Below are 24,882 nucleotides of genomic sequence, written 5' to 3'. Positions count from 1 at the left end.
GTGTGGCTGCCATATCTGTAATCCATATTGCACCTCTCGTGCAACACAGTATCGCAGCTAAAGCTGACCGACTAAAGTCGGTGGTTTTAACCTTTTATATGGAAAAATAAATTTCATATCAAGAAATAGGTATTTTCACTTTTAATATCCATTTTGTGACGATCGATAACTGGATAGATTGTACTAAGAAAATTGAGCCAGAAAATATTTGGTAGGAAAATTTTTTATCCAGCGTTACAACTCGTAAATCATTACGGCAATACAGGCCATCTCGCCGGCTGTCATATCACTTCATCTGCCTACAGCGGATATTGCTGATGATACCCCGTCTTCCTCAGGAGCATAGGTTGTTCGTATTCCTTTAACCACTTAGGGAGTGGGTGAAAAATATTGATTTTAATTTCAATGGTTAACTAATTATTAAGAATTATTCATTTATTATTCGATGGAGATAAGGTTATTAGGCTTATCCATTTCTTGATAATCACGTTATGGGTGGATAGTAAAATGAAAAAATATCTTCTTCTTTCCCTGGTCGCGGGGACGACTCTTTTTACTTCAGTACAGACCTATGCTTGGTTTTGTAGATCTGAGATGATCGACCCAGCAGCATATGAGCGCTGTGTAGCTCAATGCGACGCATTGAATCCTGGAGAAGCGGGACATTTGCATTGTTTATAATAAAATCAAGGACGGTACTCAATTGATCTGTTTAGAATTTGCCGTCTCTCCGGCTGTCACATCACTTTGCCTGCCTACAGCGGATGTTGCTGACAATGATCTGTTGTTCTCAGGGGCATGGGTTATTTTTGATTCTGTCAGTACGCTCGATGAAAAGGAGACATATCATAGCTAATACCGACAGACAGCGATAACCCGGCGCAAAAACGTCTCGATACACTTGAAGAGATGTGCCCAAAATAGAATAGTTAAACAAGGGATTAAGTCGTTTTCCCAGCCCCTTGTGTCCAAGCAACACACTGAAAGGCAATAGGTTTATGACTCTTGCCCAGCACATAAATTAACCATAGATATATCTCTACAGTCGCAAGTAAAAATCCACCTTCATAGAAGGTGGCTTTGATTTCGCCCCAAAGGGGCGTACTAAAATCCCTAAAAACAAGTCCCTGCCACTTCTATTACTTTAAAATCTAAAAACCAATAAGGCAGAGCCAAAACCTGTTGCTGACCACCTCCTCAGGAGGTGGTTTTCAGTTATGAATAAAAATGCCACCAGTTCGTATGCGTAGGGTACGCGGTGAGAACGAAGTGGCAGCATGAGTTATCTGTATTCCTTTAACCACTCAAGGAATGGGTAAAGAAATATTGATCTCAGCTTCGAACGTTAACGAATTGTTAAATACAGTTCGCGTATTATTCAGTAGAGATAAGATAATTAGGCTTATCCATTTTTTGTTAATAACGTTATAAACGGAGAGTCAAATGAAAAAATATTTGCTTCTTTGCTTGGTGGCAGGCGTAACACTTTCCGCCTCAATGCAAACTTATGCTGCCTGTGCTTATATTCATGACGCAAAAGGAAGGAAAATTTGCGAGGAGTCATGCAAGATATTTGCAGATCCATTTAGAGGAATATGTGTCGGACATCATCAATAACACTAAGAGGACGGTTTATTCCCACCGTCCTCTCACCCACACTGTGTCCTAACATACTCCTGCGAACATTTTAATTTTTCTATGGCCTTATTTAGCTTATCAAGCTGACCTTCAAAACTAAGGATTGAAATTACATGTTCAGGAGGAGCCTCACTCAATATATCCAGCGCCCTGTTTCTAGCTGAGTACAGATAAGCCAATTCTGATTCAATACTCATTTCTCTCTCCCACACTGCGTCCTAACATAATCCTGCAAATATCTTAGTTTTGCCCGGTCGTTGATGATGCCTTCTCGGATATCGAGAACAGCTTGTCCAGTTTCTCTACTGAGTTCGACGGTGGTGTCATTGACCACGCTGCCGGAGGAAGTGGTTTCAGACACAGGACAGGTGGCTTGGATGCGCAACTTACGACGACCAGCGGCAACATCAGCCCGAAGAGTGTTGATTTCAGTCTTGGCATTGGCGAGTTCCTGAGTGTGAGCCTTGTCCAGTTCATGCAGTATGTCAATGTGCGTGTTCTGGTAGTTGATTCGGTCGGTCAGTTGCTGGATTTCGGTCAGTTGGTCATTATTGATACCGAGCTGTTTCTTGTATCCAGAGCGATAGAGGTAAGCCGCACCGGAGGCAATAATCAACGCAACAATAACGCCGTAGGTAAAATTGAGTCTCATGACAAAAACATCTGGCGTTCAGATGCCCTGCGCTTAGTCAGACCGTTCATCACCTTACCTGCTGCCTTATTCCATCTCTGGAGCTCATCGGCTGCTCCTTGGTAGTCACCGGCATTGAGCTTCTTCAGTAAGGTGGAACGGACAAAGTTACCTGCACCACAATTGAAGATAAATGAGCACAGGGCATCAAACTGACCCTGAGTCAGTGAGACCCTCACAGAGGATTCAAGGGTGAGGTAAATAGGCTGAAGGTCATCATGCAGGAATGCTTCCGCCTGTTGCTCGGTTATCACTTGCCCCGGCTTGACGTCTTTTGTATGACCATAGCCAATTGTCCACGGAATGCTACCCGTTGCCGGATCGGGATAGGCATTCAGTTTCAGGCCTTCATATTGCTTAATGCACTCCAGACCTTTATTGCTGATTTCCATCAGATATTACCCCGCTGTTGTTTGGCTCTCGCTGAAAGTTTGATAAAAAATTAATTCCATTCAATATTGAAAACCCTGCGCGTCAATTTATGTTGCTGGTGACGCTTCACAAGCTTTTGGTCTTCACTCCAATGTTTTCTCAGATTCCACAATACCCACCAACGACGAACTTGATAAAACATTACAACCAGCGGAAATATCTTCACACCGTATATTTCCTTAATCATCTGTAAGCACCTGTCAGTCGGTTCCAAAAAATACGTGAAAGCTATACTGCCCATTGCCCTGCACATGCCCGTACTGGCGAATGTCTGAATAGGATGCCAGCCGCAATAGGAGATACTGAGGTTATGGGAGTGATTGCGGTGGCGAATTTCTTATGTTGGAGTTAAGTCGTTATATGTGGAGTTAACTTCACACATAACCAATACGAGGATTAATTTGATATAGTCCAAACAAAAAGGCCGCATTAAGCAGCCTTGAATTCAGTGTGTAGATTTATTTCCAGTTGAAGCAGAAATGCAGTGTGTTACCTAAGTTTTGTTTCAGTAGGGTGCCTAGTTTTTTTGCATCATCGCTATAATATGCTCCAACGAACTCGTATTGTTGTTGATCTTTTAGACCATCATGTCCAGCGCTGCCAAGATGATAACTGATATGATTAACAGTTATAGTAAGTTCTTTTTTAAATAGTTCAATCATCTTCTGATAACCAGTCTGACTGTTATCTGAAGAGGCTCTAATATAAATTTGTCCAAAATCAGAATACACATATAAACTCCATACGAAATATGAAAATTTCGTAATCTCAGTTTTATTTTGGAGATTAGTTAAAATACCAAAAGGCCCCTGATGGTTTGGCCCGGATAAAAATTTATCGTCAGCAAGATATCCCCAGTCCTACGCATACTTAAAATCAGCATATGCGCCAGTCCCTATATTCAAATCAAATTCCAGCATACAATTATCTGTCAGGCTCGACTTCAATAATTTCCAGTCACAAGCTAATAAATCTTCTTGAGTTGGCACCCAACGAGACCAATAACCGTTTTTATCGCTCTTCTCAATATAAGCAACTCCGTCATCTGTATTACCAACCTCTGACTTATAAGCTAGGCGTATGTGCTCTATAGGGGCATTCCAACCACTACGATGTACCTGTTTTCCTAGATACACTAAACTTAGCGCCCACGAAAAAGTGCTGGCCGGCACAGTTATATTGTTGTCGCCAATATTATATTGTTCAGGATCAAACGGACATTGTTTATTATCCAGCTTATTGACATCAGACATAAACACCTCACTTTATTATTCGTTAAAGGTCATTTCATCCTGCTGCTAACTAGCCAGTTAATATTACTGAGGTCAGGTTCTTGTCTCAATTGAATAGCCTGTAACAGAATCAATACGCCTTAAAATAGGGTGCCGCATTATAAAGTTTATCTGTTAGTCGAGTGCATAATTCAGTGAGGTGTATATTTGAAGTTTGGTGCTGGTTGTTAAAAAGGCCGTAATTGTGGCCTTTAAAGATATCGATAATACCTAGTTTTCCAATGCCATCTTCACTGCTTTCTCAGCATGTATAGCCGCCGTATCATACAATGGAATATTTGTATCAAGTTGGCTCACAAGCAAGCCAATTTCAGTGCATCCTAAAATAATGGCTTCAGCACCTTTGGAATAGAGATCTTGGATGATATTCAAATAACTCTGCCGTGAATTTGGTCGAATTTCACCAACACATAACTCATCATAAATGACACGATGAACTAAATCCCTCTGCTCGTCGTCTGGCACAATGACTTCAATATCAAATTTATTAGTTAATCTCGCTTTATAGAAATCTTCTTCCATTGTGAATCGCGTTCCTAATAAACCCACTTTATTGATGCCATCACCAATCAATACTTCTGCGGTTGCATCCGCGATATGAAGTACGGGAATAGAAATGGATTTTTCTATATCATCAGCAATCTTATGCATTGTATTGGTGCATATCACCAAAAAATCAGCTCCACCAGCTTCAACAGATTTAGCCGCAGCACTCAATAACGTAGCAGCTTCATTCCAGCGGGAAGAACGTTGTAATTTTTCAATTTCATCAAAATCTACACTCAACAAACATACCTTAGCAGAATGGAGGCCTTTTAATTCCTCCTTGACTTTCCGATTAATTGTTTGGTAATAGCTAACCGTCGATTCCCAGCTCATTCCCCCTAGCATACCGATTGTTTTCATTCATTATCCTCAATTTTTTTAAATGATCTTGCCGAAATTTGTAATTAATCTTAATAAAAGATAAATTAGATAATGACATTATCATTGAGGATTTTTAATACAAACAATATTTATTATATAGCCCTTAATTCAGTTATTAATGGGTATCAGAAAACAAAAAAACCATACCCCCTAATTGGGATGCATTTCAATAGATAACAGTAGACGATAATAGAGTGTGATTTTGAACTATTCTTTGATTTTAATGGGATTAATGGACTTTAATTGACTGCGGGAGATGTTTATGTGGAGCGATGAAGGGAATCGAACCCTCGTCGTAGGCTTGGGAAGCCTCTGCTCTACCATTGAGCTACACCCGCATCAGAGATTTAACGCAAATAAATATATACTTCTTACCGAATATCAGCAACTGTTTATCAATTAAAAGCGGTTCAATTTTAATTCGACTACATCAATTTATCTTATATATAAAAATACGCCCTGCACATTTAACTGAGCAGAGCATATTATAGGTTTTAATCAAAAATGATTATTTATTCGGGCGCATAGCCGGGAACAGGATCACGTCACGGATGGTATGGCTGTCAGTAAACAACATCACCATGCGGTCGATACCGATGCCCAGTCCTGCTGTTGGTGGCATGCCGTGTTCCAGTGCAGTGACGTAGTCATCATCGTAGAACATCGCTTCGTCATCACCTTCGTCTTTCTGACGAACCTGCTCTGCAAAACGTTCTGCCTGATCTTCTGCATCGTTCAGCTCGGAGAAACCGTTACCAATTTCACGTCCGCCAATGAAGAATTCAAAACGATCAGTAATGAATGGGTTATCATCATTACGACGTGCCAACGGAGAAACTTCTGCCGGATATTCAGTAATGAATGTTGGCTGGATTAAGTGGCTTTCAGCGGTTTCTTCAAAGATTTCGCACTGAATACGACCCAATCCCCAGCCTTTATCAATTTCAATACCGATAGATTCAGCGATAGCCACTGCTTTATCCATATCATCCAGATCCGCCATGTTGGTTTCCGGGCGATATTTGCAGATTGCTTCTTTCATGGTCATTTTGACGAAAGGTTTGCCAAAATCGAATTCTTGTTCGCCGTATTTGACTAAAGTCGTTCCCAGTACATCCTGAGTCAAGGTACGGAACAGTTCTTCAGTCAGAACGATCAGATCCTGATAATCCGCATAAGCCATGTAGAGTTCCATCATGGTGAACTCTGGGTTATGACGCGGAGAAATACCTTCGTTACGGAAGTTGCGGTTGATTTCAAACACGCGTTCAAAACCACCAACCACCAGACGTTTCAGATAAAGCTCTGGTGCAATACGCAGATACATGTCGATATCCAGCGCATTGTGGTGGGTAGTGAATGGACGTGCACTCGCCCCACCAGGAATAGCCTGCATCATTGGCGTTTCGACTTCCATGAAGTCTTTACTGACCATGAAATTACGCAGTGCAGCCATAACGCGGGAGCGGATCTGGAATGTCTTGCGCGATTCATCATTGGAGATCAGATCCAGATAACGCTGACGATAACGCGTTTCCTGATCCGCCAGGCCGTGGAATTTATCCGGCAATGGGCGCAGTGCTTTAGTCAGCAGACGCAACTCACTACAGTGGATAGAAAGCTCACCCGTTTTGGTTTTAAACAACTTACCGCGTGCACCTAAAATGTCACCCAAATCCCATTTTTTGAACTGCTCGTTATAGATGCCTTCCGGCAGATCATCACGAGAAACGTAGATCTGAATACGACCGCCCATATCCTGCAAGGTCGCAAAAGAGGCCTTGCCCATGATACGGCGGGTCATCATACGACCAGCAACAGTGACTTCAACATTCAGTGCTTCCAGCTCTTCCTGCGTCTTATCATCGTATTTTGCATGCAGATCTTCAGAAATGTTTTCACGACGAAAATCATTAGGAAATGCGATACCGTTGCTACGCAGTGTAACCAGTTTCTCACGGCGTGTTTTCAGTTCGTTATTTAAGTCAGGAGCCTGCTCAGCCCCCTGCTGTTGTTGCGACATTTTAGTTCCTCATAGGCCAGCTTTTAAGCTTGCTTCAATGAATTTGTCCAAATCACCATCCAACACAGATTGCGTATTACGGGTTTCAACACCTGTACGCAAGTCTTTAATGCGGGAATCATCTAAAACATAAGAGCGAATTTGGCTACCCCAGCCGATATCCGATTTGTTTTCTTCCATTACCTGTTTATCAGCATTTTTCTTTTGCATTTCCAGCTCATACAGTTTGGCTTTCAACTGTTTCATCGCCTGATCTTTGTTTTTATGCTGAGAACGATCATTCTGACACTGAGTGACAATGCCTGTCGGTTCGTGGGTAATACGCACTGCAGATTCGGTCTTGTTGACATGCTGACCACCAGCACCAGAAGCACGATATACATCAATACGCAAATCAGCAGGATTGATTTCAATATCAATGTCATCATCAACTTCAGGGTAAATAAAGGCGGAGCTGAATGATGTATGGCGACGACCACCGGAATCAAACGGGCTTTTACGTACCAAGCGATGTACGCCTGTTTCAGTACGCAGCCAGCCGTAAGCATACTCACCGATGATTTTGATGGTAGCGGATTTCAAACCGGCTACATCACCATCAGATTCTTCGATAATTTCAGTCTTGAAGCCCTTGCCATCTGCCCAGCGCAGATACATACGCATCAGCATACTGGCCCAGTCCTGTGCTTCTGTACCACCAGAGCCAGCCTGTAGATCCAGATAACAGTTCGCGTTGTCATACTCGCCTGAGAACATACGGCGGAATTCAAGCTGACCCAGTTTTTCTTCCAGTTGTTCCAATTCAGCTATTGCTTCATTGAAAGTCTCTTCATCATCAGCTTCAACGGCCAGCTCCAGCAAGCCGCTCACATCTTCCAGTCCCTGTTCAAGCTGATCAATCGTTTCAACGATGCCTTCCAATGATGAACGTTCTTTGCCTAACGCCTGTGCCCGCTCCGGCTCATTCCAGACATCAGGCTGCTCTAATTCAGCATTAACTTCTTCTAAACGTTCTTTCTTGGCATCATAGTCAAAGATACCCCCTCAGAACTGCTGTCCGCTCAGACAGGTTCTGAATCTGGTTTTTTACCGGATTAATTTCAAACATATTTCGTGTCTTATACGTTGTGGTTTATAAAAACGATGGTTTTTATAGAAAGATGACCATAGATATTGTCGAACCGTGCATTGTAACGGATCTGACGCAGGGTTTATAGCATTTCAATTGATTTGGCACATAATCAAACCTGATTATGTGGCAATGGATTCAGGCTTTGTCTTATCATTTCGGCGATGTAATCCGAGCAATCACTCTGGCTTATTTAACAGGGCCAGATGTGCTGGATCAAAAGCTGAACATCACGATTACCCCGAAACTCGTTAATATCGAGTTTATAAGCCAATTCTACCGTTTTAACACTATTATCAGGCCAGTACTTGGTGTCAATGTTAAAAGCAATACCATCCAGCATTGGCCCTCCGCTTAATGGCTCAATCATGACTTTCAGATGCTTTTCACCAACAATCCGCTGTTGCAACAACCTGAATTTTCCGTCAAATACCGGCTCAGAAAATGCCTGACCCCAAGGGCCGCCATCCCGAAGAACTTCTGCGATCTCCAGTGATAGCTCTCCCAGTGTCAGCTCTCCATCGCTCCAGACAACACCTTCCAGCTGTGCTATATCCAGCCACTCAGCGACCAAGGCAGAGAAATGGCACTGAAACAGCTCAAATTTATCCTGCTCCAACGATAATCCGGCAGCCATTGCATGACCACCAAATTTCAGCATTAATCCGGGATATAAAGTATCAAGGCGCTCAAGAGCATCGCGCATGTGCAGCCCATTGATGGAACGGCCCGAGCCTTTCAGTGTGCCGTCACCCGCAGGAGCAAAAGCAATCACTGGCCGGTGAAAGCGTTCTTTAATGCGAGATGCCAGAATGCCGACTACTCCCTGATGCCACTCTGGATGATAAATGGCCAGTCCATAAGGCAATTCGGTATGTGTGCGCTCAATCTGGTCACAAATTTGCAAAGCTTCCTGCTGCATTCCTTGCTCGATTTCACGCCGGGTCTGGTTCAGCCCATCCAGTTCACAGGCAATCTGCCGGGCCTGAAGTATATCGTCAGTTAATAACAGCGTGACCCCAACGGACATATCATCCAGCCGTCCTGCGGCATTTAACCGTGGCCCAAGGGAAAATCCCAAATCACTGGCTGATAATTTTGCTGCTTCCCGTTTAGAAATTTCCAGTAATGCCCGGATACCGGCACAGCAACGCCCAGCACGGATCCGATTCAATCCCTGATACACCAAAATGCGATTATTGGTATCCAGCGGAACCACATCAGCCACTGTTCCCAGCGCAACCAGATCAAGCAGTTCCGCCAGATTGGGCAAAGGAATACCCTGTTGCTCAAACCAGGCTATTTTACGTAATTCGGCCCTAAGAGCTGACATCAGATAAAAAGCGACACCGACACCTGCCAGCGCTTTTGAAGGGAAGGAGCAATCCGTCAGATTCGGGTTAACAATGGCATCTGCGGTTGGCAATGTTTCTCCCGGCAAATGGTGATCTGTGACGATCACTTTAAGCCCATGCTGATGTGCAACCATGACACCATCATGGGAAGAGATCCCATTATCCACTGTGATGATCAGATCTGCGCCTTTTTTCACGACATCATTTACAACCTGCACACTCAAGCCATAGCCATCTTCAAAGCGATTAGGCACAAAGTAATCCAGATCTCGATACCCCATTGCACGTAACGCCCGAATGCTTAATGCGGTACTGGTCGCACCGTCAGCATCAAAATCACCAACAATAACAATGCGCCAATGTTGCTGTAATGCTTCAACAAGCAGAGAAACAGCCCTGTCTATACCACTGAGGGACTGATAATTGAGTAATCCTTTAGCACCGCGTTCTAACTCATCAGCCTGACGTATGCCTCGTGTGACATAAAGACGGCGTAATAGTGGATGGATACTATCAGGAAGGAGACTATAATCCGCCGCTGGACGGCGGCGGAGCTGTGTTTTTCTATTCACTGGATTAATTCATCACTGGATTTTAATGATTACTGAGTTTAATTCACCACGTATTATTTGCTTACAGCAAGATACTCTGGTGATTATTCACCATGCTGTGCCAATGCTTTAGCTAAATCTTTTGGCGGTAAAAAACCACTAATCAGAGTACCATCTTTGAGTACAATTGCCGGTGTTCCATTGATACCAAACTGTAAACCAAGTTCGTAATGCTTGGCGATATCCTTTTTACAGCTCTCAATAGGTGAAATTTTATCCCCTTTGAAAGCAGAATCCAGTGCTTTGTTAGCTTTCGCACTGCACCAGATTGATTGCATATCTTTAGCTGACTGGTGTTCCAGACCGTGACGCGGGAATGCCAGATAACGGACCGTAATTCCTTCGTCATTATATTCCTTCATGTTTTCATGCAGCTTACGGCAATAACCACAAGTGATATCTGTAAACACCGTGACGACATATTTTTCTTTCGGTGCTTTATAAATAATCATCTGACCTTTCAGGGCTTCCAGCTTTTCCACCAGAGATTTATTGACAATTTGCTTTGGAATTTTGCCGCTGATGTCGTAAAGCGGGCCCTGAAACATATAATGGCCATCGTTGGATAGATAAATCGTTCCATGCTGAGTTAAAACACTACTTACACCAGCAATCCCTGATGGGCTAATACTTTCTGCTTTGAGGCCCATATTTGATAATGACTGATTAATCATACTATTATCAGCAAATACATTACCGGTAAAAGCAGTAAGTATTAAGGAAAGACAAAACGCAATCTTTTTCATTTTTTGTTCCTTTTTCATCCCGCTTCGCAATTTATCCACAAATAACGTCCGTTGAACCGCTATTTATAAATGAGTTATCCGCGAGGATGATGTTGTTGGTGCAGCACCTTGAGACGCTCAGTTGCCACATGAGTATAAATCTGCGTTGTGGAGAGATCACTGTGACCCAGTAACATCTGCACAACCCGTAAGTCAGCGCCATGATTAATTAAATGTGTTGCAAAAGCATGACGTAAAACGTGGGGGGATAAACGTTCCGAATCAATGCCAGCCAATACTGCATAATGCTTGATCCGGTGCCAGAAGGTCTGACGCGTCATCTGTGTACCGCGTTTACTGGGAAAAAATACATCGGATACTATGCCATTCAGCAGCCACGGACGTCCATATTCAAGATATTGTTCCAGCCAGTACAGTGCTTCTTCGCCTAAAGGAACTAACCTTTCTTTGTTCCCTTTTCCCACTATTCTGACAACTCCCTGACGCAAACTCACATCTGATAATGTCAGCCCGACTAATTCGGATACCCGTAAACCACAAGCATAAAGCACTTCAAGCATTGCCTTATCCCGTAACTCTATCGGCTGGTCACTCGAAGGCGTATTCAGCAAGTTTTCAACCTGTTTTTCGCTTAAATCTTTCGGCAAGCGCTTAGGTAATTTAGGGGCAGATAAAAGTACAGTAGGATCATCTGCCCGAATGTTTTCACGATAAAGATACTGAAATAATCTGCGCATTGCACTTAACAAACGCGCTGAACTACTGGCTTTATAACCGCCATCTACCCGTTCAGCCAAAAATGATTGTAATTCAATGGACTGAACAGAAAGTAAATCATAGCCCCCATGAACTAACCAGTTATTCAGACACTGTAAATCCAGCCTATAAGAAGCAAGTGTATTTTCAGCCAGATCCTTTTCCAGCCAGATCGCATCCAAAAATTGTTCTATCAGAGGATCAGGTAACGGGCTTTGTTCCGGTACATCATTTTTTGATAAGTCATGTTTTTTTGGCACAAGCCCTCCTTTGTATCCGTGCCTTCCGGTCAGCTATTATGCCTGAAAAAGCAATTCTTCTGTTACAATGCCTCTTCTGATATTAAAAATTCACTGATAATTAATGATGAAAATTGGTCTATTTTACGGTTCTACCACTTGCTACACTGAAATGGTAGCAGAAAAAATACGCGATATTCTTGGTGAAGATCTGATTGACCTGCATAACGTCAAAGATTGTGACCCTCAATTGATGGAAGAGTATTCCGTCTTAATTCTCGGTATGCCTACATGGGATTTCGGTGAAATACAGGAAGACTGGCTGGCTATTTGGGATCAACTTCCATCACTGGATTTATCAGGCAAAATTGTTGCCATGTATGGTATGGGTGATCAAATTGATTACAGTGAATGGTTTCTGGATGCGCTGGGAATGCTGTATCACCATCTGCTACCTACTGGCGCACAATTTATTGGTTTCTGGCCAACTGAAGGCTATGAATTCACCAGCCCAAAACCACTGACTGATGATGGCAAACAGTTTGTCGGCCTTGCTCTGGATGATGTAAACCAGTTCGAAGAGACTGACGAACGTCTGAGCCAGTGGTGTATGCAAATATTGGCAGAGATGGAAGCGCTATTTTAATACCCGAAGTCCACCGGACATAAGATTAGTTATTCTTTATTGGTTATGTATCGGGATATTGACGCATCAGCTGGTTGAAATAGCGCCACATCTCCGGTGGCATACTGTCTGATGCCACCCATAACCGAATAGCAGATTTATGACGAAAATCTTCCGGTTGCTCAAACGCACACAGTGAAAGCATCATTCCATAACGGCTAAACCACGGCGGCTGAGTCATTTCCCACCTTGCATTTTGCCAATGTACTTTATTGCCCTTCAACAGTATCAATCGCCCCTGACACTGTTGAATATTTTTCTGGCTTCGTACCCAACTCACCATAATCATGACAAGGATTGGAATAACAAGCACTGGGAACCCGAAATAAAAGTTTTTAGCAGGCCACGGTGCGAATAAAGCAGCCAGCGCAATCATTCCATGTACACAGGAAGAGAACCATCGCGTCTGGCGGGATAACCTCAGTTTACTGTTCCACAGGGCCACGAGCCTGATTTCTGCTTTGGATCAATTGCACCATACCGAAAAGCGCTTCATCTTCCGGACGACCATGATTCATCAGCCAGTTGAACAGATCAGGGTCCGGACATTCCAGCAAACGAACAAAAATATGCTTTTCATCATCACTTAAAGAATCATATTCATATTCAAAAAATGGCATGATAGAAATATCCAGCTCACGCATTCCACGACGACATGCCCAGTGAATACGCGCTTTATTGTTAATATCCATGTTTAAAAAGCCTCTTGATTATTTTCATTCGTGCCATTGGTGCGGTAAAGCTTTTACTCGATTGCTGCAAAGAACCTCTACCACAAGAAATTACTGTTGCCTCTGTAAAAACAACGGTTGTAAGAATAGAGTGAAAGGTTAACAAGTTTACCGCTATTACAAAAATGATCACGATTGCAAAATTTCACATTCAGGCATAATTATCAGCGATTCCATACTGTTTTTCACTATTTACAGCCCTGGATTCTGTTTTATATCTACAATATGCGAGAGGCTTCGCAACAGGTTAACAATAAACATTCAACAGAAAAATAACCGGAATAACCCCTTTGCATTGGGCTTCATCTCTTTTACCATTAACGTTATTTCTCAGATAGCTTATGGCAGGAGCTGTTATGGCTTACCAAATTCCGTTTTCTGCACAATCCCCATCACCTTCCGCAACGCTCCCACTCACGTTAATTTCCCTTGATGATTGGGCAATAGTGACCGCAATCGGAGCTGATGCCGAAAAATATCTGCAAGGTCAGGTAACTGCGGATATTCATTCTCTGGATGCAAACCAGCATGTGTTATGCGCACACTGTGATGCCAAAGGTAAGATGTGGAGTAATCTGCGGCTGTTTCATCGCGGAGAAGGTTTTGCCTATATCGGACGTCGTTCCATATTGGATACTCAACTGGCTGAATTGAAGAAATATGCTGTATTCTCTAAAGTCACCTTCGCCAAAGATGAAGAAAGTATTTTACTTGGTATCGCAGGTTCAGGAAGCAGGGAAGCACTGGCGGCATTTTTTCCGGTACTGCCTGATACAGAAACAGCCGTTATCCAGCATGAAACCACAACCCTTCTCCACTTCTCTCTTCCAACAGAGCGTTTTCTTCTCATAACAGATAACGCAACCGCAGCTCAGTTAACAGAAACGTTAGTAGAGAAGTCTCAGGCACAGATGAACAATAGCCCACAATGGCTGGCGCTGGAAATTGAAGCCGGGTTCCCTGTTATTGATGAAACTAACAGTGCGCAATTTATTCCGCAGGCCACCAATCTTCAGGCTCTTGAAGGCAGTATCAATTTCCAGAAAGGGTGTTATACCGGTCAGGAAATGGTAGCCCGGGCTAAATATCGCGGAGCTAATAAGCGGGCCATGTACTGGCTGGCTGGCAACGCTTCTTCCCTGCCTGTGGCTGGTGATGATTTGGAGTGGCAGTTAGGTGATACATGGCGCAGGACTGGTACAGTTCTCGCTTCAGCCAGATTGGTCGATGATTCAGTCTGGATACAAGTCGTCATGAATAATGATATGGGGGCAGACAGCGTATTCCGCGTTCGTGAGGATGAACACTCCTCCCTTTCTATACAGGCATTACCCTATTCATTGGAAGAAAAATAATAATTGAGGTCTCTTATGTCAAAAACTGTAACCGCTATTGATTTTGGGCCATTTACCGATGTCATTTCCTTTATCATGGAACTGGACAAGTTAAAGAATGTATACCGCAAAACAAAGATCCTGAGTAATGAGCGTCATGAAAACTCTGCGGAGCATAGCTGGCACTTTGCACTGGCAGTTATCAGTTTTGCGCCCTATGCCGGCAATGTAAATATCAGCCGTGTCATCCAGATGGCACTGATCCACGATATTGTCGAAATCGATGCAGGGGATGTTATCGCGTTTGATTTGGCGGCCCGTGAAGCCATCCACGAGCAAGAAGTACAGGCTGCTAAACGTATTTTCGGTTTACTGCCGGAATCGCAAAGAGATCATTTTCTGTCACTTTGGCATGAATACGAAGATGGAGAAACACCGGAAGCATGCTTTGCTAAAATGCTCGACAGAGTCATGCCAGTGTTGATGAACCTACATAACAACGGTCAAAGCTGGGTAGAAAACGGTATTCGTTTTGAACAGGCCTTTAATTTACTCAGCTTCATTTCTGAGAGTTACCCTGAATTCTGGAAATATTTACTGCCACAACTGGAAGCCGCAAGAGAGAAAGGCTGGTTAAAAGAGTAATTGTTTATAATAACAACAAATTAAACGATTCAATTGCACCGTAATATGCGGTGCAATTTATCTGTATTAATTCATCATGAGATATTGTTCAGTCAGCTTATCGAGAAAAACAAATAATTTATTATTCATCTCACTATAATCATGAGTGCGCAATACTTCTGGTGTCTGAACAAATTTATATTCATTCGCTTTACTCAGTTCTTTTTCTGAGTTTTGGATAAGTAGCTCAACCACCTCTGTGGTCAGCTCCATATGGCACTGGAAAGCATAAACCAGATTTTGATATTCAATAATCTGTCTGGGGCAACCTTCACTAAAAGCGATAACTTTTGCATCTGGCGTTAAACCCGGCATGTCACCATGCCAGTGCCCTACTTCAAGCATTTCACCAAAATGGCTAAATTTGTTATTTTTCAGACCTTCTTCAGTGAGCATAATTGGATACTTACCAATTTCTTTTTCAGGGCTATTCGCAAAACCTGCGCCCAGTGCTGCCCCGATTAATTGCGCACCAAGACAAACACCAATAACGACTTTACCTGATGAAATGGCTTTTAAAATAAGCTGCTTCTCTGATGCTGCATCAAAATGTGGACACTCAGCGATTGTGGTTGCCGGGCTTTGTGGCCCACCCATCACTATCAAAAAATCAATATTATCCAGTGAATCCGGTAATTTTTCCCCAAGATAAACCCGTGAAAATGTGATTTGGTATCCCCTCGCCTTAGCCCAGTCTTCATATGCTCCCGGTGCTTCAAAATACTCATGTACAACAAAATGAATTCGCATTACGTTATTGCCTTAGAAAAGAATCAAACTATTTCTTGTAAATTTAAAATCAGGTAAACCTAAAAAAGCAGTATGAGACTCCTCTCAGTACTGCTTTTATTTTTTAAACTCTTTTAATTAACGATAATCGTCAATTGGTGCACAGGAACAATGCAAATTACGGTCGCCATAAACATCATCCAGACGTTTTACTGTCGGCCAGTATTTATTTTCTTTTGTCTCGGTGGTTGGGAAAACGGCAACTTCACGGCTATACGCGTGCTCCCAGTCAGAAACCAGCTCAGCCTGAACGTGTGGTGCATTCACCAGCGGATTATCTTCCAGAGGCCAATCACCTTTTGCCACTTTGTTGATTTCTTCACGAATTGCCAGCATGGCATTAATAAAGCGATCAATTTCCATTTTGCTTTCAGATTCAGTTGGCTCAACCATCAGAGTTCCCGCAACAGGAAATGACATGGTTGGTGCATGGAAACCATAATCAATCAAGCGCTTAGCGATGTCCATTTCACTGATACCGAACTCTTCTTTCAATGGGCGAATATCCAGAATACATTCGTGAGCAACATAACCATCACGACCGGTATAGAGGATGTCATAAGCCCCTTTCAGGCGAGCAGCAATGTAATTTGCATTCAGGATCGCAACCTGACTGGCCTGTTTCAGACCTTTTGCACCCATCATACGAATGTACATCCAGCTAATCGGCAAAATGGAAGCACTACCAAATGGCGCTGCGGATACTGCTCCCTGCGAGGTTAATGAATCCATTTCCACCACAGAGTGCCCCGGAAGGAACGGTGCAAGGTGTTTTTTCACACCAATTGGCCCCATGCCCGGCCCGCCGCCACCGTGTGGAATACAGAAGGTTTTATGTAGGTTAAGGTGTGAAACATCAGCACCGATAAAGCCCGGAGTGGTGATCCCTACCTGAGCGTTCATATTTGCGCCATCAAGGTAAACCTGCCCGCCATTTTGGTGAATGATGTCACAAACTTGGCGGATTGTTTCTTCGTATACACCGTGGGTTGATGGGTATGTCACCATGATACAAGCTAGTTCATCACGATGTTTTTCGGCTTTTTCCCGCAGGTCAGTCAGATCGATATTGCCATCTTTATCACAATCGACCACAACCACGGTCATGCCAGCCATATGCGCGGATGCCGGGTTTGTGCCATGTGCAGAGCTTGGGATCAGGCAGATATGACGGTGTTGCTCGCCACGGCTGGCATAGTAATGGCGAATAGCCAGTAAACCGGCATATTCTCCCTGAGCACCTGAGTTTGGCTGCATGGATACTGCATCATAACCCGTCAGCAATACCAGCCAGTTAGACAGCTGGCTAATTAATTGCTGATAGCCCTGTGCCTGTTCTGGAGGGCAGAAAGGGTGCAGATCAGTAAATTCAGGCCATGTGATTGGCATAATTTCGGCGGCTGCGTTCAATTTCATTGTGCATGAACCCAACGGGATCATCGCTTGGTTCAAGGCCAGATCTTTACGTTCCAGACTGTGCAGATAGCGCATCATATCTGTTTCGCTGTGATAACGGCGGAAGTTATCATGGGTCAGCATTTCATCATTACGCAGCATTGAAACCGGAACAGACTGGCTGCCTTCTGAAATTTCAAGATCAAGTGCATCAATATCTAACACCGTTTCAGTACCAGTTAAAACCTGAAACAGGGTTATCAAATCTTCACGACTGGTTTTTTCACTTAATGACACACCAATTGCACCAAGAATATCTGTGCGCAAATTGATGTGTGCTTTTTCAGCACGTGCCAGTATTGGTGTCTTATCGGTGACTTCTACCGTCAATGTATCGAACCACGTTTTGTGGCGCAGGGTTAAACCCGCTTTTTGCAGAGCTGAAGCTAAAATATCAGTCAGCCGGTGAATACGCCCTGCTATTCTTTTCAGACCTTCAGCACCATGATAAACCGCATACATACCCGCAATATTTGCCAGTAATACCTGAGATGTACAGATATTGGAGTTCGCCTTTTCACGACGAATATGTTGCTCACGTGTCTGCATCGCCATACGTAATGCACGGTTTCCGGCAGCATCACGGGAAACGCCGATAATTCGGCCTGGCATTGAACGTTTGTATTCATCACGACAGGCAAAGAACGCGGCATATGGGCCACCGTAACCCATCGGAACACCAAAACGCTGTGCTGAACCAAAGACAATATCAGCACCCTGTTTACCCGGTGCTGTCAACATGACCAATGCCATGATATCAGCAGCAACGCTGACAATAATTTTTTGCTGTTTCAGTTTTGTAATGAGATCACTGTAATCATGGACTTCACCGGTAGTCCCTACCTGTTGCAGCAGAACACCAAAGATGCCTTCCAGTTCCAGTACTTTTTCTGCTTTATCAACAATGACATCAAACCCAAATGTCGCCGCTCTTGTACGAACCACATCCAGTGTCTGCGGGTGAATATCATCAGCAACAAAGAAACGTTCGGCATTTTTCAGTTTGCTGACACGTTTTGCCATTGCCATTGATTCTGCCGCCGCAGTAGCTTCATCCAATAGTGATGCTGAAGCGAGATCTAATCCGGTTAGATCGATGGTCACTTGCTGAAAATTCAGTAAAGCTTCCAGTCTCCCCTGAGAAACTTCCGGCTGGTATGGTGTATATGCAGTATACCAACCCGGGTTTTCCAACAGGTTACGCAGGATGACCGGCGGGAGAATTGAAGGAGCATATCCCATACCAATATAAGACTGGTAACGCTTGTTCTGACCTGCAATTGCCTTCAGTTCAGCCAGTGCCTGTTGTTCTGTCGCACCATCTCCTACTGCTGGTGGTTCTGCCAGTGCGATATCACGGGGAACAATTTTATTAGTGAGATCGTCAAGGGAGCTTGCATCTACCATTGCCAACATTTCTTTTTGCTGTCCGGCAGAAGAACCAATGTGGCGACGAATGAATTCACCTTGATTTTCAAGTTGGATTAGAGTCTGGGTCATTGATAATAATTTCCTGAAACTAGCTAAAAACGGCACATATGAAAAACGCCCCGCTCACGGTATAGTTCCAGTGGTGCGGGGCGATAAATGCTTACTCTTCTTCTACCAGTAATGCCCGATAACCGTCTGCATCAAGCAGCTCAGACAATTTACTTTCATCAGTCATCTTGATGCGGAACAACCAGCCATCATTATAAGGCCCGCTGTTCACTAATTCCGGCGAGCCTTCCAGAGCCGGGTTAACAGCAATGACTTCACCACTCAGTGGTGCGTAGATATCAGAAGCAGCCTTAACTGATTCAACAACAGCGCAATCATCACCAACATTTACCTGCATTCCGATTTCAGGTAAGTCAATGAACACCATATCGCCCAATAACTGCTGGGCATGTTCGGTAATACCCACGGTGTATTCGCCATTTCCTTCAGAACGAACCCACTCGTGTGACTCGGTATATTTTAATTCAACGGGTACATGACTCATCGGTTCCATCTCCTTATTTTTTATTAATTAAAATGTTGCGACCAAAATCATCCTACAAGCGATTTACCCATCCGCACAAAGCCCGGTTTCACAACCTGAACTGGCATCTCACGATTACGGATCTGGACAACCGCCTGCTTTCCAACCCCTCGCGGTATCCGTGCAAGGGCAATACTGAATCCTAATGTAGGGGAGAATGTCCCACTGGTAATAGCACCAAAATGTGTTGCACCCGTTTCATCTGTAAAACCGACTGTTAACCCACTGCGCAATACACCTTTCTCACGCATGATTAATCCGACTAGTTGTTCTGTTCCGGCCTCACGTTGTTTTAACAGGGCTTCACGGCCAATAAACTGGCGATCTTCCGGTTCCCATGCGATTGTCCATCCCATGTTAGCCGCCAATGGAGAGATGGATTCATCCATTTCCTGACCATAAAGGTTCATTCCGGCTTCAAGACGCAATGTATCCCGCGCGCCCAATCCTGCCGGCTTGACGCCTTCTTTGAGTAATTGTTGCCAAAAATCAGCAGCTTGTTCCTGAGGCATGGCAATTTCATATCCGGACTCACCGGTATAACCGGTAGTTGCAATAAATAAATCACTGGCCTGCACACCAAAAAATGGCTTCATACCTGTAATGGCTTGTTTTTGTTCATCACTTAACAAAGATTGAACTTTAGATTGTGCATTCGGGCCTTGCACCGCAATGAGTGCCAAATCATCACGCACGGTGATCTCAACAGGGTATTTTTCAGCATGCTGTTTTATCCACGCTAAATCTTTCTCGCGTGTTGCTGAGTTAACAACCATGCGATAAAAATCGTTCGTGAAAAAATAGACAATCAGGTCATCAATAACGCCGCCGGAAGCATTCAGCATACCGGTATAGAGTGCTTTGCCTTTTTCAGTCAGTTTGGCAACATCATTTGCCAGAAGATAGCGGAGAAAATCACGGCAACCAGTACCGTGTAAGTCGACGATGGTCATATGGGAAACATCGAACATACCAGCGTCAGTACGCACCGAGTGATGCTCGTCGATTTGTGAGCCGTAGTGAAGGGGCATCATCCAGCCATGAAAATCTACCATGCGCGCGCCGCATGCCAGATGTTGCTCATATAATGGGGTGTGTTTTGACATTATTTCCCTCTTTCCATTCTTGACATGAAGATGTTCTTGATCTGAGTAAATACGGCGTATTAACCGACAAATATTGGATCATGAAGCAGAAAAACGGTTAACAGCGCAAACGATACCTTGGACTAGAAGTTATCACTGAAAAAGGAAATGAACCATAGGATAAATTATTAACACTGTAGTGATAGCTTCAAAAATGCTTCACTATCATGCAGGATTTTTTTCTAATTTATTGTGGAAGGACGCTAAAAACTGGCAGTAAAATACAAAATATATACTTTTTTTATTAGAAACAGACTAAAGCGCGAAGCAAATTGACTGAATACACTTTAGCCTGATATAAAAAAAACTAATCCTAAATTTAAAGCGGCATTAGAATTTTTCAACTGAATCGGACTGAGTCATCAACCAATCCGGTAGATCATGAAGACCCATTGCATGGCGGAGTAACTGTGGTTTTACTCCGGGTAAACGGTCAGCCATAGCCAGCCCTACATCACGAACCAGCTTTTTGACAGGGTTATTTCCATCAAATAGCTGGCGAAAACCCTGCATGCCAGCCAGCATGACAGCCGCACTGTGTTTACGACGACGCTCATAACGACCAAGATAGAGATATTGCCCGATATCTTTGCCCTCCTGATTCAGCCGGCTAAGTTCGCCAATCAGCTCTGCTACATCCATAAACCCCAGATTGACTCCCTGACCGGCTAACGGATGGATCGTATGTGCTGCATCCCCTAGTAAAGCTAACCGATGAGCCGCAAAATTACGCGCATAACGCCCCATCAAAGGAATGGTTTGCCGCTCACTAACCAGCTCACATTGCCCCAGACGCATATCAAAGGTAGCACTCAACTGTCGGTTGAATAACTCGGTATCCATTGCTTTGCGCTGTTTTGCTGCTTCAGCAGGTAATGACCAGACAATAGAGCATAAATGTGGATCAGACAGTGGCAGAAAAGCAAGAATGCCATCCCCGTGGAAGACCTGGCGGGCAACGCCCTGATGGGGTTCCGCTGTATGAATGGTAGCGATCAGTGCATGATGTTCATAATCCCAGAACGTCAGTGGAATATCCGCATGCTGACGCAACCATGAGTGAGCACCATCCGCACCAACCACCAGCCGTGAAGTCAGCATGCTTTCATCAGACAGAGTAATAAAGGCTTCATTTTCTCCCCATGCAACATTTTTCAGCGAAACAGGAGAGTACACTGTGATGTCAGATAGACTTTCGGCCTGTTCCCACAACGCCTGCCTGATCACCCGGTTTTCGATGATATGCCCAAGGTGACTCAGACCATTTTCTGCTGCACTGAACTGAATACGCCCAAAACTATCCAGATCCCATACTTCCATTCCCTGATAAGGACTGGCACGCATTGCCAGTATCTTCTGCCAGACGCCAAGATGAGTTAATAATCTTTCACTGGCAGCATTGATGGCAGAAACACGCAGCGCATGCTCATCATTGGTATGAAATTTACCGGTTGGCGGGTGTTCTTCAACAATCGCGATACGCAAGCCGCTACCCTGTAAACCACAGGCCAGCGCAAGGCCAACCATCCCGCCTCCTGCGATCACCACATCAAATGACTGCATGTTTTTATTTCCTCTTAATCTGACTTACTCTGCCGTTGAATGATGGTTGACCCACCCAAGTGTCTGGCGAGCCAGTGTTCCTTTCGTCAATGGCAACATCTCCATCGCCATCAGTCCAAGATTTCTCCCGGCCTTCAACGGAAAATAATCATTGGCAAACAGCCTGACCAACCCATCAGTAATACCAATTGTTACTTCTCGATCAATATCCCGTTGCTGCCGATAACGCGCCAGAACGTTATAAGAACCAATATCTAGCCCTTCAATCACAGCTTCAGAAATCACCTGAGCCAGCGCCATAACATCACGCATACCCAGATTAAAACCTTGCCCAGCAATCGGATGCAGCGTTTGCGATGAGTTACCTACCAGTGCCAGACGATGGCTAATCTGCTGCCCGGCAGTGGATAAAACCAACGGATAACAGTGTCGCTGACCTGTTTCCAACATTTTACCCAGTCTCCAGCCAAAGGCTTTCTGTAACTGGTGAAGAAATTCACTATCTTTCCACTGACTGATTTCCGGCAGTTTTTCTGATGGATGGCACCAGACCAATGAACTGCGCCCTTCTGACATTGGCAGCAATGCTAATGGGCCATGCTTGGTAAACCGCTCAAACGCCCGTCCCTGAGGATTTTCAGATGTCAGAACATTAGCAATAATGGCCGCCTGACCATAGTTTTGCCGTTGCCACGGAATATGACAGGCACTGGCCACAGTGGACTGGCTTCCGTCTGCTGCTACCAGCAGTTTTCCCGTCAGTTTTTCACCGTTATCCAAAGTAATAGAGACAGAAGAGTCGAAACGCTCAACAGAACTCACTTTCACCGGACAGTAAAGCCGGATATTCGGTGCCTGTTTTAATAAACCAAACAAACGACTTCCGGCATTGTGCAATTCAATCACGTTGCCCAATGCCGGAATGTTATAGTCATCCGCTCGGATATTCACAAAACCGCTATGACCGCGATCACTGACATGAACGTGAGTAATTGGCGTCACACAATCTTTCAGGGCAGACCAGATGCCTATCTGGTTTAAACGCTGACATGTGCCATAAGCTAAGGCAATTGCCCTTGCATCAAAACCCGGATGTTCCTGTGCCGGCTCTGCCGCTTCAATTAAAGAAACCTGCAACTGCCCCCGACTTAAAGAAGAAATGGCAAGCGCCAGTGTTGCACCGGCCATTCCTCCTCCTACGATAATCACGCTCATTATCACTTCCTGATTACTTTCCCCTTCGTTTTTCAGACTGCCTCCTGACTGCGATGCAGTTTGAAACCCATCGGGTATATGACTCTATTTTACCTGTGCCATCAGTGCTTCAATTTCATCAGGATCTTTAACGACATATTCGGTTAAATTTTCATTACCTGATTCTGTAATCAAAATATCGTCTTCAATGCGGATCCCAATTCCCCGATATTCCGGCGGTACATCAGCATCCGGTGCGATATACAGCCCCGGTTCAACCGTCAGTACCATGCCCGGTTCCAGAATACGATCACGATCCACACCATAGTGCCCGACATCGTGAACATCCAGACCCAGCCAGTGACTTAAACCATGCATGAAAAATTGGCGATAAGCATTGGTCTCGATCAAATATTCGACTTCGCCATGCAAAATGCCCAGCTTAACCAATTCTTCAACCATAATACGCACAACCTGCCCCGTCACTTCTCGCATGCTGGTACCCGGTTTATAAAGCTCCAGAGAGACATTGATGGATTTCAGCACAATGTCATAAATTTCTCGCTGAGGGCGGGTAAATTTACCATTGACCGGAAATGTTCGCGTAATGTCACCCGCATAACCTTTATATTCACAACCGGCATCGATAAGCACCAAATCGCCAGCTTTCATACAGCGATCATTTTCTGTGTAATGCAGAATGCAGGCATTTTCGCCGGAACCAACAATGGTGTTATAAGCAGGATAGCGTGCACCATGATAGGTAAATTCATGATGAATTTCCGCTTCAAGCTGATATTCAAACATATCCGGGCGACAATGCTGCATCGCTCTGGTATGAGCCTGTGCACTGATTTGCCCCGCTTTACGCATGATTTCCAATTCAGCTTCTGATTTAAACAGACGCATTTCATGTAGCCACGGGCGCCAGTCAGCTATGATTGATGGCACAGTGAGATTACGACGGCTGTTTTTCCGCAATTTATCCAGGGCACTGAAGACTATCTTGTCGGCATATTCAAATTCGCCCTGTGCATGATAAACCACGTCCAGCCCGTTCAGCAGCAGGTAGAGTTGCTCATCAAGAGCATCAAAGGGTAAAGCGCGATTAACGCCCAGTTTTTCCGGCGCAGCTTCTTGCCCGAGCCGGCGACCAAACCAGATTTCCGCCGTCAAATCACGCACCCGGTTAAACAACACACTGTGATTATGAGTTTCATCACTTTTGATCAGGATAAGAACAGACTCTGGTTCATTAAATCCAGTCAAATAAAGAAAATCACTATGTTGACGATAAGGATATTCACTATCTGAATTGCGTGTCGCATGCGGGGCTGCAAAAATAATGGCCGCACTGGCCGGTGCCATTTTCGACAATAATACCTGACGACGGGACAAATATTCTTGTTTGGTCATACCCTCTCCTGCAATCTCATTATT

General features: G+C 44.1%; 23 protein-coding genes, 1 tRNA gene and 1 pseudogene. 5 read left to right on the top strand and 20 right to left on the bottom strand.

What is annotated here, in order from left to right; genetic code table 11:
* Positions 1-703: 703 nt before the first annotated feature.
* Both AACX68_RS03970 and AACX68_RS03965 read left to right on the top strand, forming a co-directional pair.
* Complete coding sequence (locus tag AACX68_RS03970) at positions 704-856, top strand: hypothetical protein (protein ID WP_228858427.1); 153 nt, start codon at positions 704-706, stop codon at positions 854-856.
* 587 nt (positions 857-1,443) lie between these two features.
* Positions 1,444-1,617, top strand: a complete 174-nt coding sequence (locus AACX68_RS03965) for a hypothetical protein (protein WP_228858426.1) — start codon at positions 1,444-1,446, stop codon at positions 1,615-1,617.
* A gap of 214 nt (positions 1,618-1,831) precedes the next feature.
* Here AACX68_RS03965 and AACX68_RS03960 read toward each other — a convergent pair whose 3' ends face one another.
* The 11 genes and pseudogenes from AACX68_RS03960 to xerD form a co-directional block, all read right to left on the bottom strand.
* Entirely contained in the window at positions 1,832-2,290 is a 459-nt protein-coding gene (locus AACX68_RS03960; RefSeq protein WP_228858424.1) for a lysis protein, read from the bottom strand.
* Positions 2,287-2,721 carry a lysozyme gene (locus AACX68_RS03955; protein ID WP_228858423.1) on the bottom strand — a complete coding sequence of 145 codons (435 nt, stop codon included), beginning with the start codon at positions 2,719-2,721 and terminating at the stop codon, positions 2,287-2,289. The genes AACX68_RS03960 and AACX68_RS03955 overlap by 4 nt, the downstream gene beginning before the upstream one ends.
* Positions 2,722-2,771: 50 nt before the next feature.
* The gene (locus AACX68_RS03950; RefSeq protein ID WP_339389273.1) at positions 2,772-2,948 is read right to left on the bottom strand and encodes a hypothetical protein; all 177 of its coding nucleotides are present in this window, start codon (positions 2,946-2,948) and stop codon (positions 2,772-2,774) included.
* Between the two features lie 271 nt (positions 2,949-3,219).
* Positions 3,220-4,014 (bottom strand): annotated as a pseudogene (locus tag AACX68_RS20060) (DUF2829 domain-containing protein).
* 249 nt (positions 4,015-4,263) lie between these two features.
* Positions 4,264-4,959: an aspartate/glutamate racemase family protein gene (locus AACX68_RS03935; RefSeq protein WP_228858420.1), complete on the bottom strand. Its 696-nt coding sequence runs from the start codon at positions 4,957-4,959 to the stop codon at positions 4,264-4,266.
* Positions 4,960-5,245: 286 nt separating this feature from the next.
* Positions 5,246-5,318: transfer RNA gene (locus AACX68_RS03930), tRNA-Gly, on the bottom strand.
* 170 nt (positions 5,319-5,488) lie between these two features.
* The gene (lysS, locus tag AACX68_RS03925; RefSeq protein ID WP_228858419.1) at positions 5,489-7,003 is read right to left on the bottom strand and encodes a lysine--tRNA ligase; all 1,515 of its coding nucleotides are present in this window, start codon (positions 7,001-7,003) and stop codon (positions 5,489-5,491) included.
* Positions 7,004-7,012: 9 nt separating this feature from the next.
* A protein-coding gene (gene prfB, locus AACX68_RS03920) for a peptide chain release factor 2 (RefSeq protein ID WP_228858418.1) occupies positions 7,013-8,111 on the bottom strand; the annotation gives its coding sequence in 2 pieces (ribosomal slippage) (positions 7,013-8,035 and positions 8,037-8,111; 1,098 coding nt in all).
* Positions 8,112-8,325: 214 nt separating this feature from the next.
* The gene (recJ, locus tag AACX68_RS03915) at positions 8,326-10,059 is read right to left on the bottom strand and encodes a single-stranded-DNA-specific exonuclease RecJ (RefSeq protein ID WP_228858417.1); all 1,734 of its coding nucleotides are present in this window, start codon (positions 10,057-10,059) and stop codon (positions 8,326-8,328) included.
* Positions 10,060-10,142: 83 nt separating this feature from the next.
* Positions 10,143-10,844: a bifunctional protein-disulfide isomerase/oxidoreductase DsbC gene (dsbC, locus tag AACX68_RS03910; RefSeq protein ID WP_228858416.1), complete on the bottom strand. Its 702-nt coding sequence runs from the start codon at positions 10,842-10,844 to the stop codon at positions 10,143-10,145.
* A 74-nt stretch (positions 10,845-10,918) separates the two neighbouring features.
* Positions 10,919-11,797, bottom strand: a complete 879-nt coding sequence (gene xerD / locus AACX68_RS03905) for a site-specific tyrosine recombinase XerD (RefSeq protein ID WP_228858428.1) — start codon at positions 11,795-11,797, stop codon at positions 10,919-10,921.
* 169 nt (positions 11,798-11,966) lie between these two features.
* On the opposite strand from xerD, the gene fldB reads away from it, so the two are divergent.
* Positions 11,967-12,485 carry a flavodoxin FldB gene (fldB, locus tag AACX68_RS03900; RefSeq protein ID WP_099111413.1) on the top strand — a complete coding sequence of 173 codons (519 nt, stop codon included), beginning with the start codon at positions 11,967-11,969 and terminating at the stop codon, positions 12,483-12,485.
* A gap of 43 nt (positions 12,486-12,528) precedes the next feature.
* Here the strand turns inward: fldB and AACX68_RS03895 are convergent, their stop codons facing one another.
* The gene (locus tag AACX68_RS03895) at positions 12,529-12,969 is read right to left on the bottom strand and encodes a protein YgfX (protein ID WP_228858415.1); all 441 of its coding nucleotides are present in this window, start codon (positions 12,967-12,969) and stop codon (positions 12,529-12,531) included.
* Entirely contained in the window at positions 12,950-13,216 is a 267-nt protein-coding gene (gene sdhE, locus AACX68_RS03890; protein WP_099111378.1) for an FAD assembly factor SdhE, read from the bottom strand. The genes AACX68_RS03895 and sdhE overlap by 20 nt, the downstream gene beginning before the upstream one ends.
* A 395-nt stretch (positions 13,217-13,611) precedes the next feature.
* Here sdhE and ygfZ point away from each other — a divergent pair, with 395 nt between their 5' ends.
* Both ygfZ and AACX68_RS03880 read left to right on the top strand, forming a co-directional pair.
* Entirely contained in the window at positions 13,612-14,610 is a 999-nt protein-coding gene (gene ygfZ, locus AACX68_RS03885; RefSeq protein ID WP_228858414.1) for a tRNA-modifying protein YgfZ, read from the top strand.
* A 15-nt stretch (positions 14,611-14,625) separates the two neighbouring features.
* Positions 14,626-15,234: an HD domain-containing protein gene (locus AACX68_RS03880; RefSeq protein ID WP_228858413.1), complete on the top strand. Its 609-nt coding sequence runs from the start codon at positions 14,626-14,628 to the stop codon at positions 15,232-15,234.
* Between the two features lie 66 nt (positions 15,235-15,300).
* On the opposite strand, the gene AACX68_RS03875 is transcribed toward AACX68_RS03880, so the two are convergent.
* The 7 genes from AACX68_RS03875 to pepP form a co-directional block, all read right to left on the bottom strand.
* Complete coding sequence (locus AACX68_RS03875; protein ID WP_228858412.1) at positions 15,301-16,023, bottom strand: type 1 glutamine amidotransferase; 723 nt, start codon at positions 16,021-16,023, stop codon at positions 15,301-15,303.
* A gap of 117 nt (positions 16,024-16,140) precedes the next feature.
* A complete protein-coding gene (gene gcvP, locus AACX68_RS03870) occupies positions 16,141-19,017 on the bottom strand; it encodes an aminomethyl-transferring glycine dehydrogenase (protein ID WP_228858411.1) in 2,877 nt (958 codons plus the stop codon).
* Positions 19,018-19,108: 91 nt separating this feature from the next.
* Positions 19,109-19,501 carry a glycine cleavage system protein GcvH gene (gcvH, locus tag AACX68_RS03865; RefSeq protein ID WP_228858410.1) on the bottom strand — a complete coding sequence of 131 codons (393 nt, stop codon included), beginning with the start codon at positions 19,499-19,501 and terminating at the stop codon, positions 19,109-19,111.
* 47 nt (positions 19,502-19,548) lie between these two features.
* Complete coding sequence (gcvT, locus tag AACX68_RS03860) at positions 19,549-20,646, bottom strand: glycine cleavage system aminomethyltransferase GcvT (RefSeq protein WP_228858409.1); 1,098 nt, start codon at positions 20,644-20,646, stop codon at positions 19,549-19,551.
* Between the two features lie 369 nt (positions 20,647-21,015).
* Positions 21,016-22,248, bottom strand: a complete 1,233-nt coding sequence (gene ubiI, locus AACX68_RS03855; RefSeq protein WP_228858408.1) for an FAD-dependent 2-octaprenylphenol hydroxylase — start codon at positions 22,246-22,248, stop codon at positions 21,016-21,018.
* Between the two features lie 24 nt (positions 22,249-22,272).
* Positions 22,273-23,463 (bottom strand): 2-octaprenyl-6-methoxyphenyl hydroxylase, encoded by a 1,191-nt coding sequence (gene ubiH / locus AACX68_RS03850; protein WP_228858407.1) that lies wholly within the window; start codon positions 23,461-23,463, stop codon positions 22,273-22,275.
* 84 nt (positions 23,464-23,547) lie between these two features.
* The gene (pepP, locus tag AACX68_RS03845; protein ID WP_228858406.1) at positions 23,548-24,858 is read right to left on the bottom strand and encodes a Xaa-Pro aminopeptidase; all 1,311 of its coding nucleotides are present in this window, start codon (positions 24,856-24,858) and stop codon (positions 23,548-23,550) included.
* Positions 24,859-24,882: the final 24 nt, after the last annotated feature.

Origin of the sequence: Xenorhabdus sp. PB61.4 (assembly GCF_963894935.1) — a bacterium.
Classification (GTDB): Bacteria; Pseudomonadota; Gammaproteobacteria; order Enterobacterales; family Enterobacteriaceae; genus Xenorhabdus; species Xenorhabdus stockiae.
The sequence above is the reverse complement of the archived record's forward strand: the minus strand, read 5'-3'. Positions and strand labels throughout refer to the sequence as shown.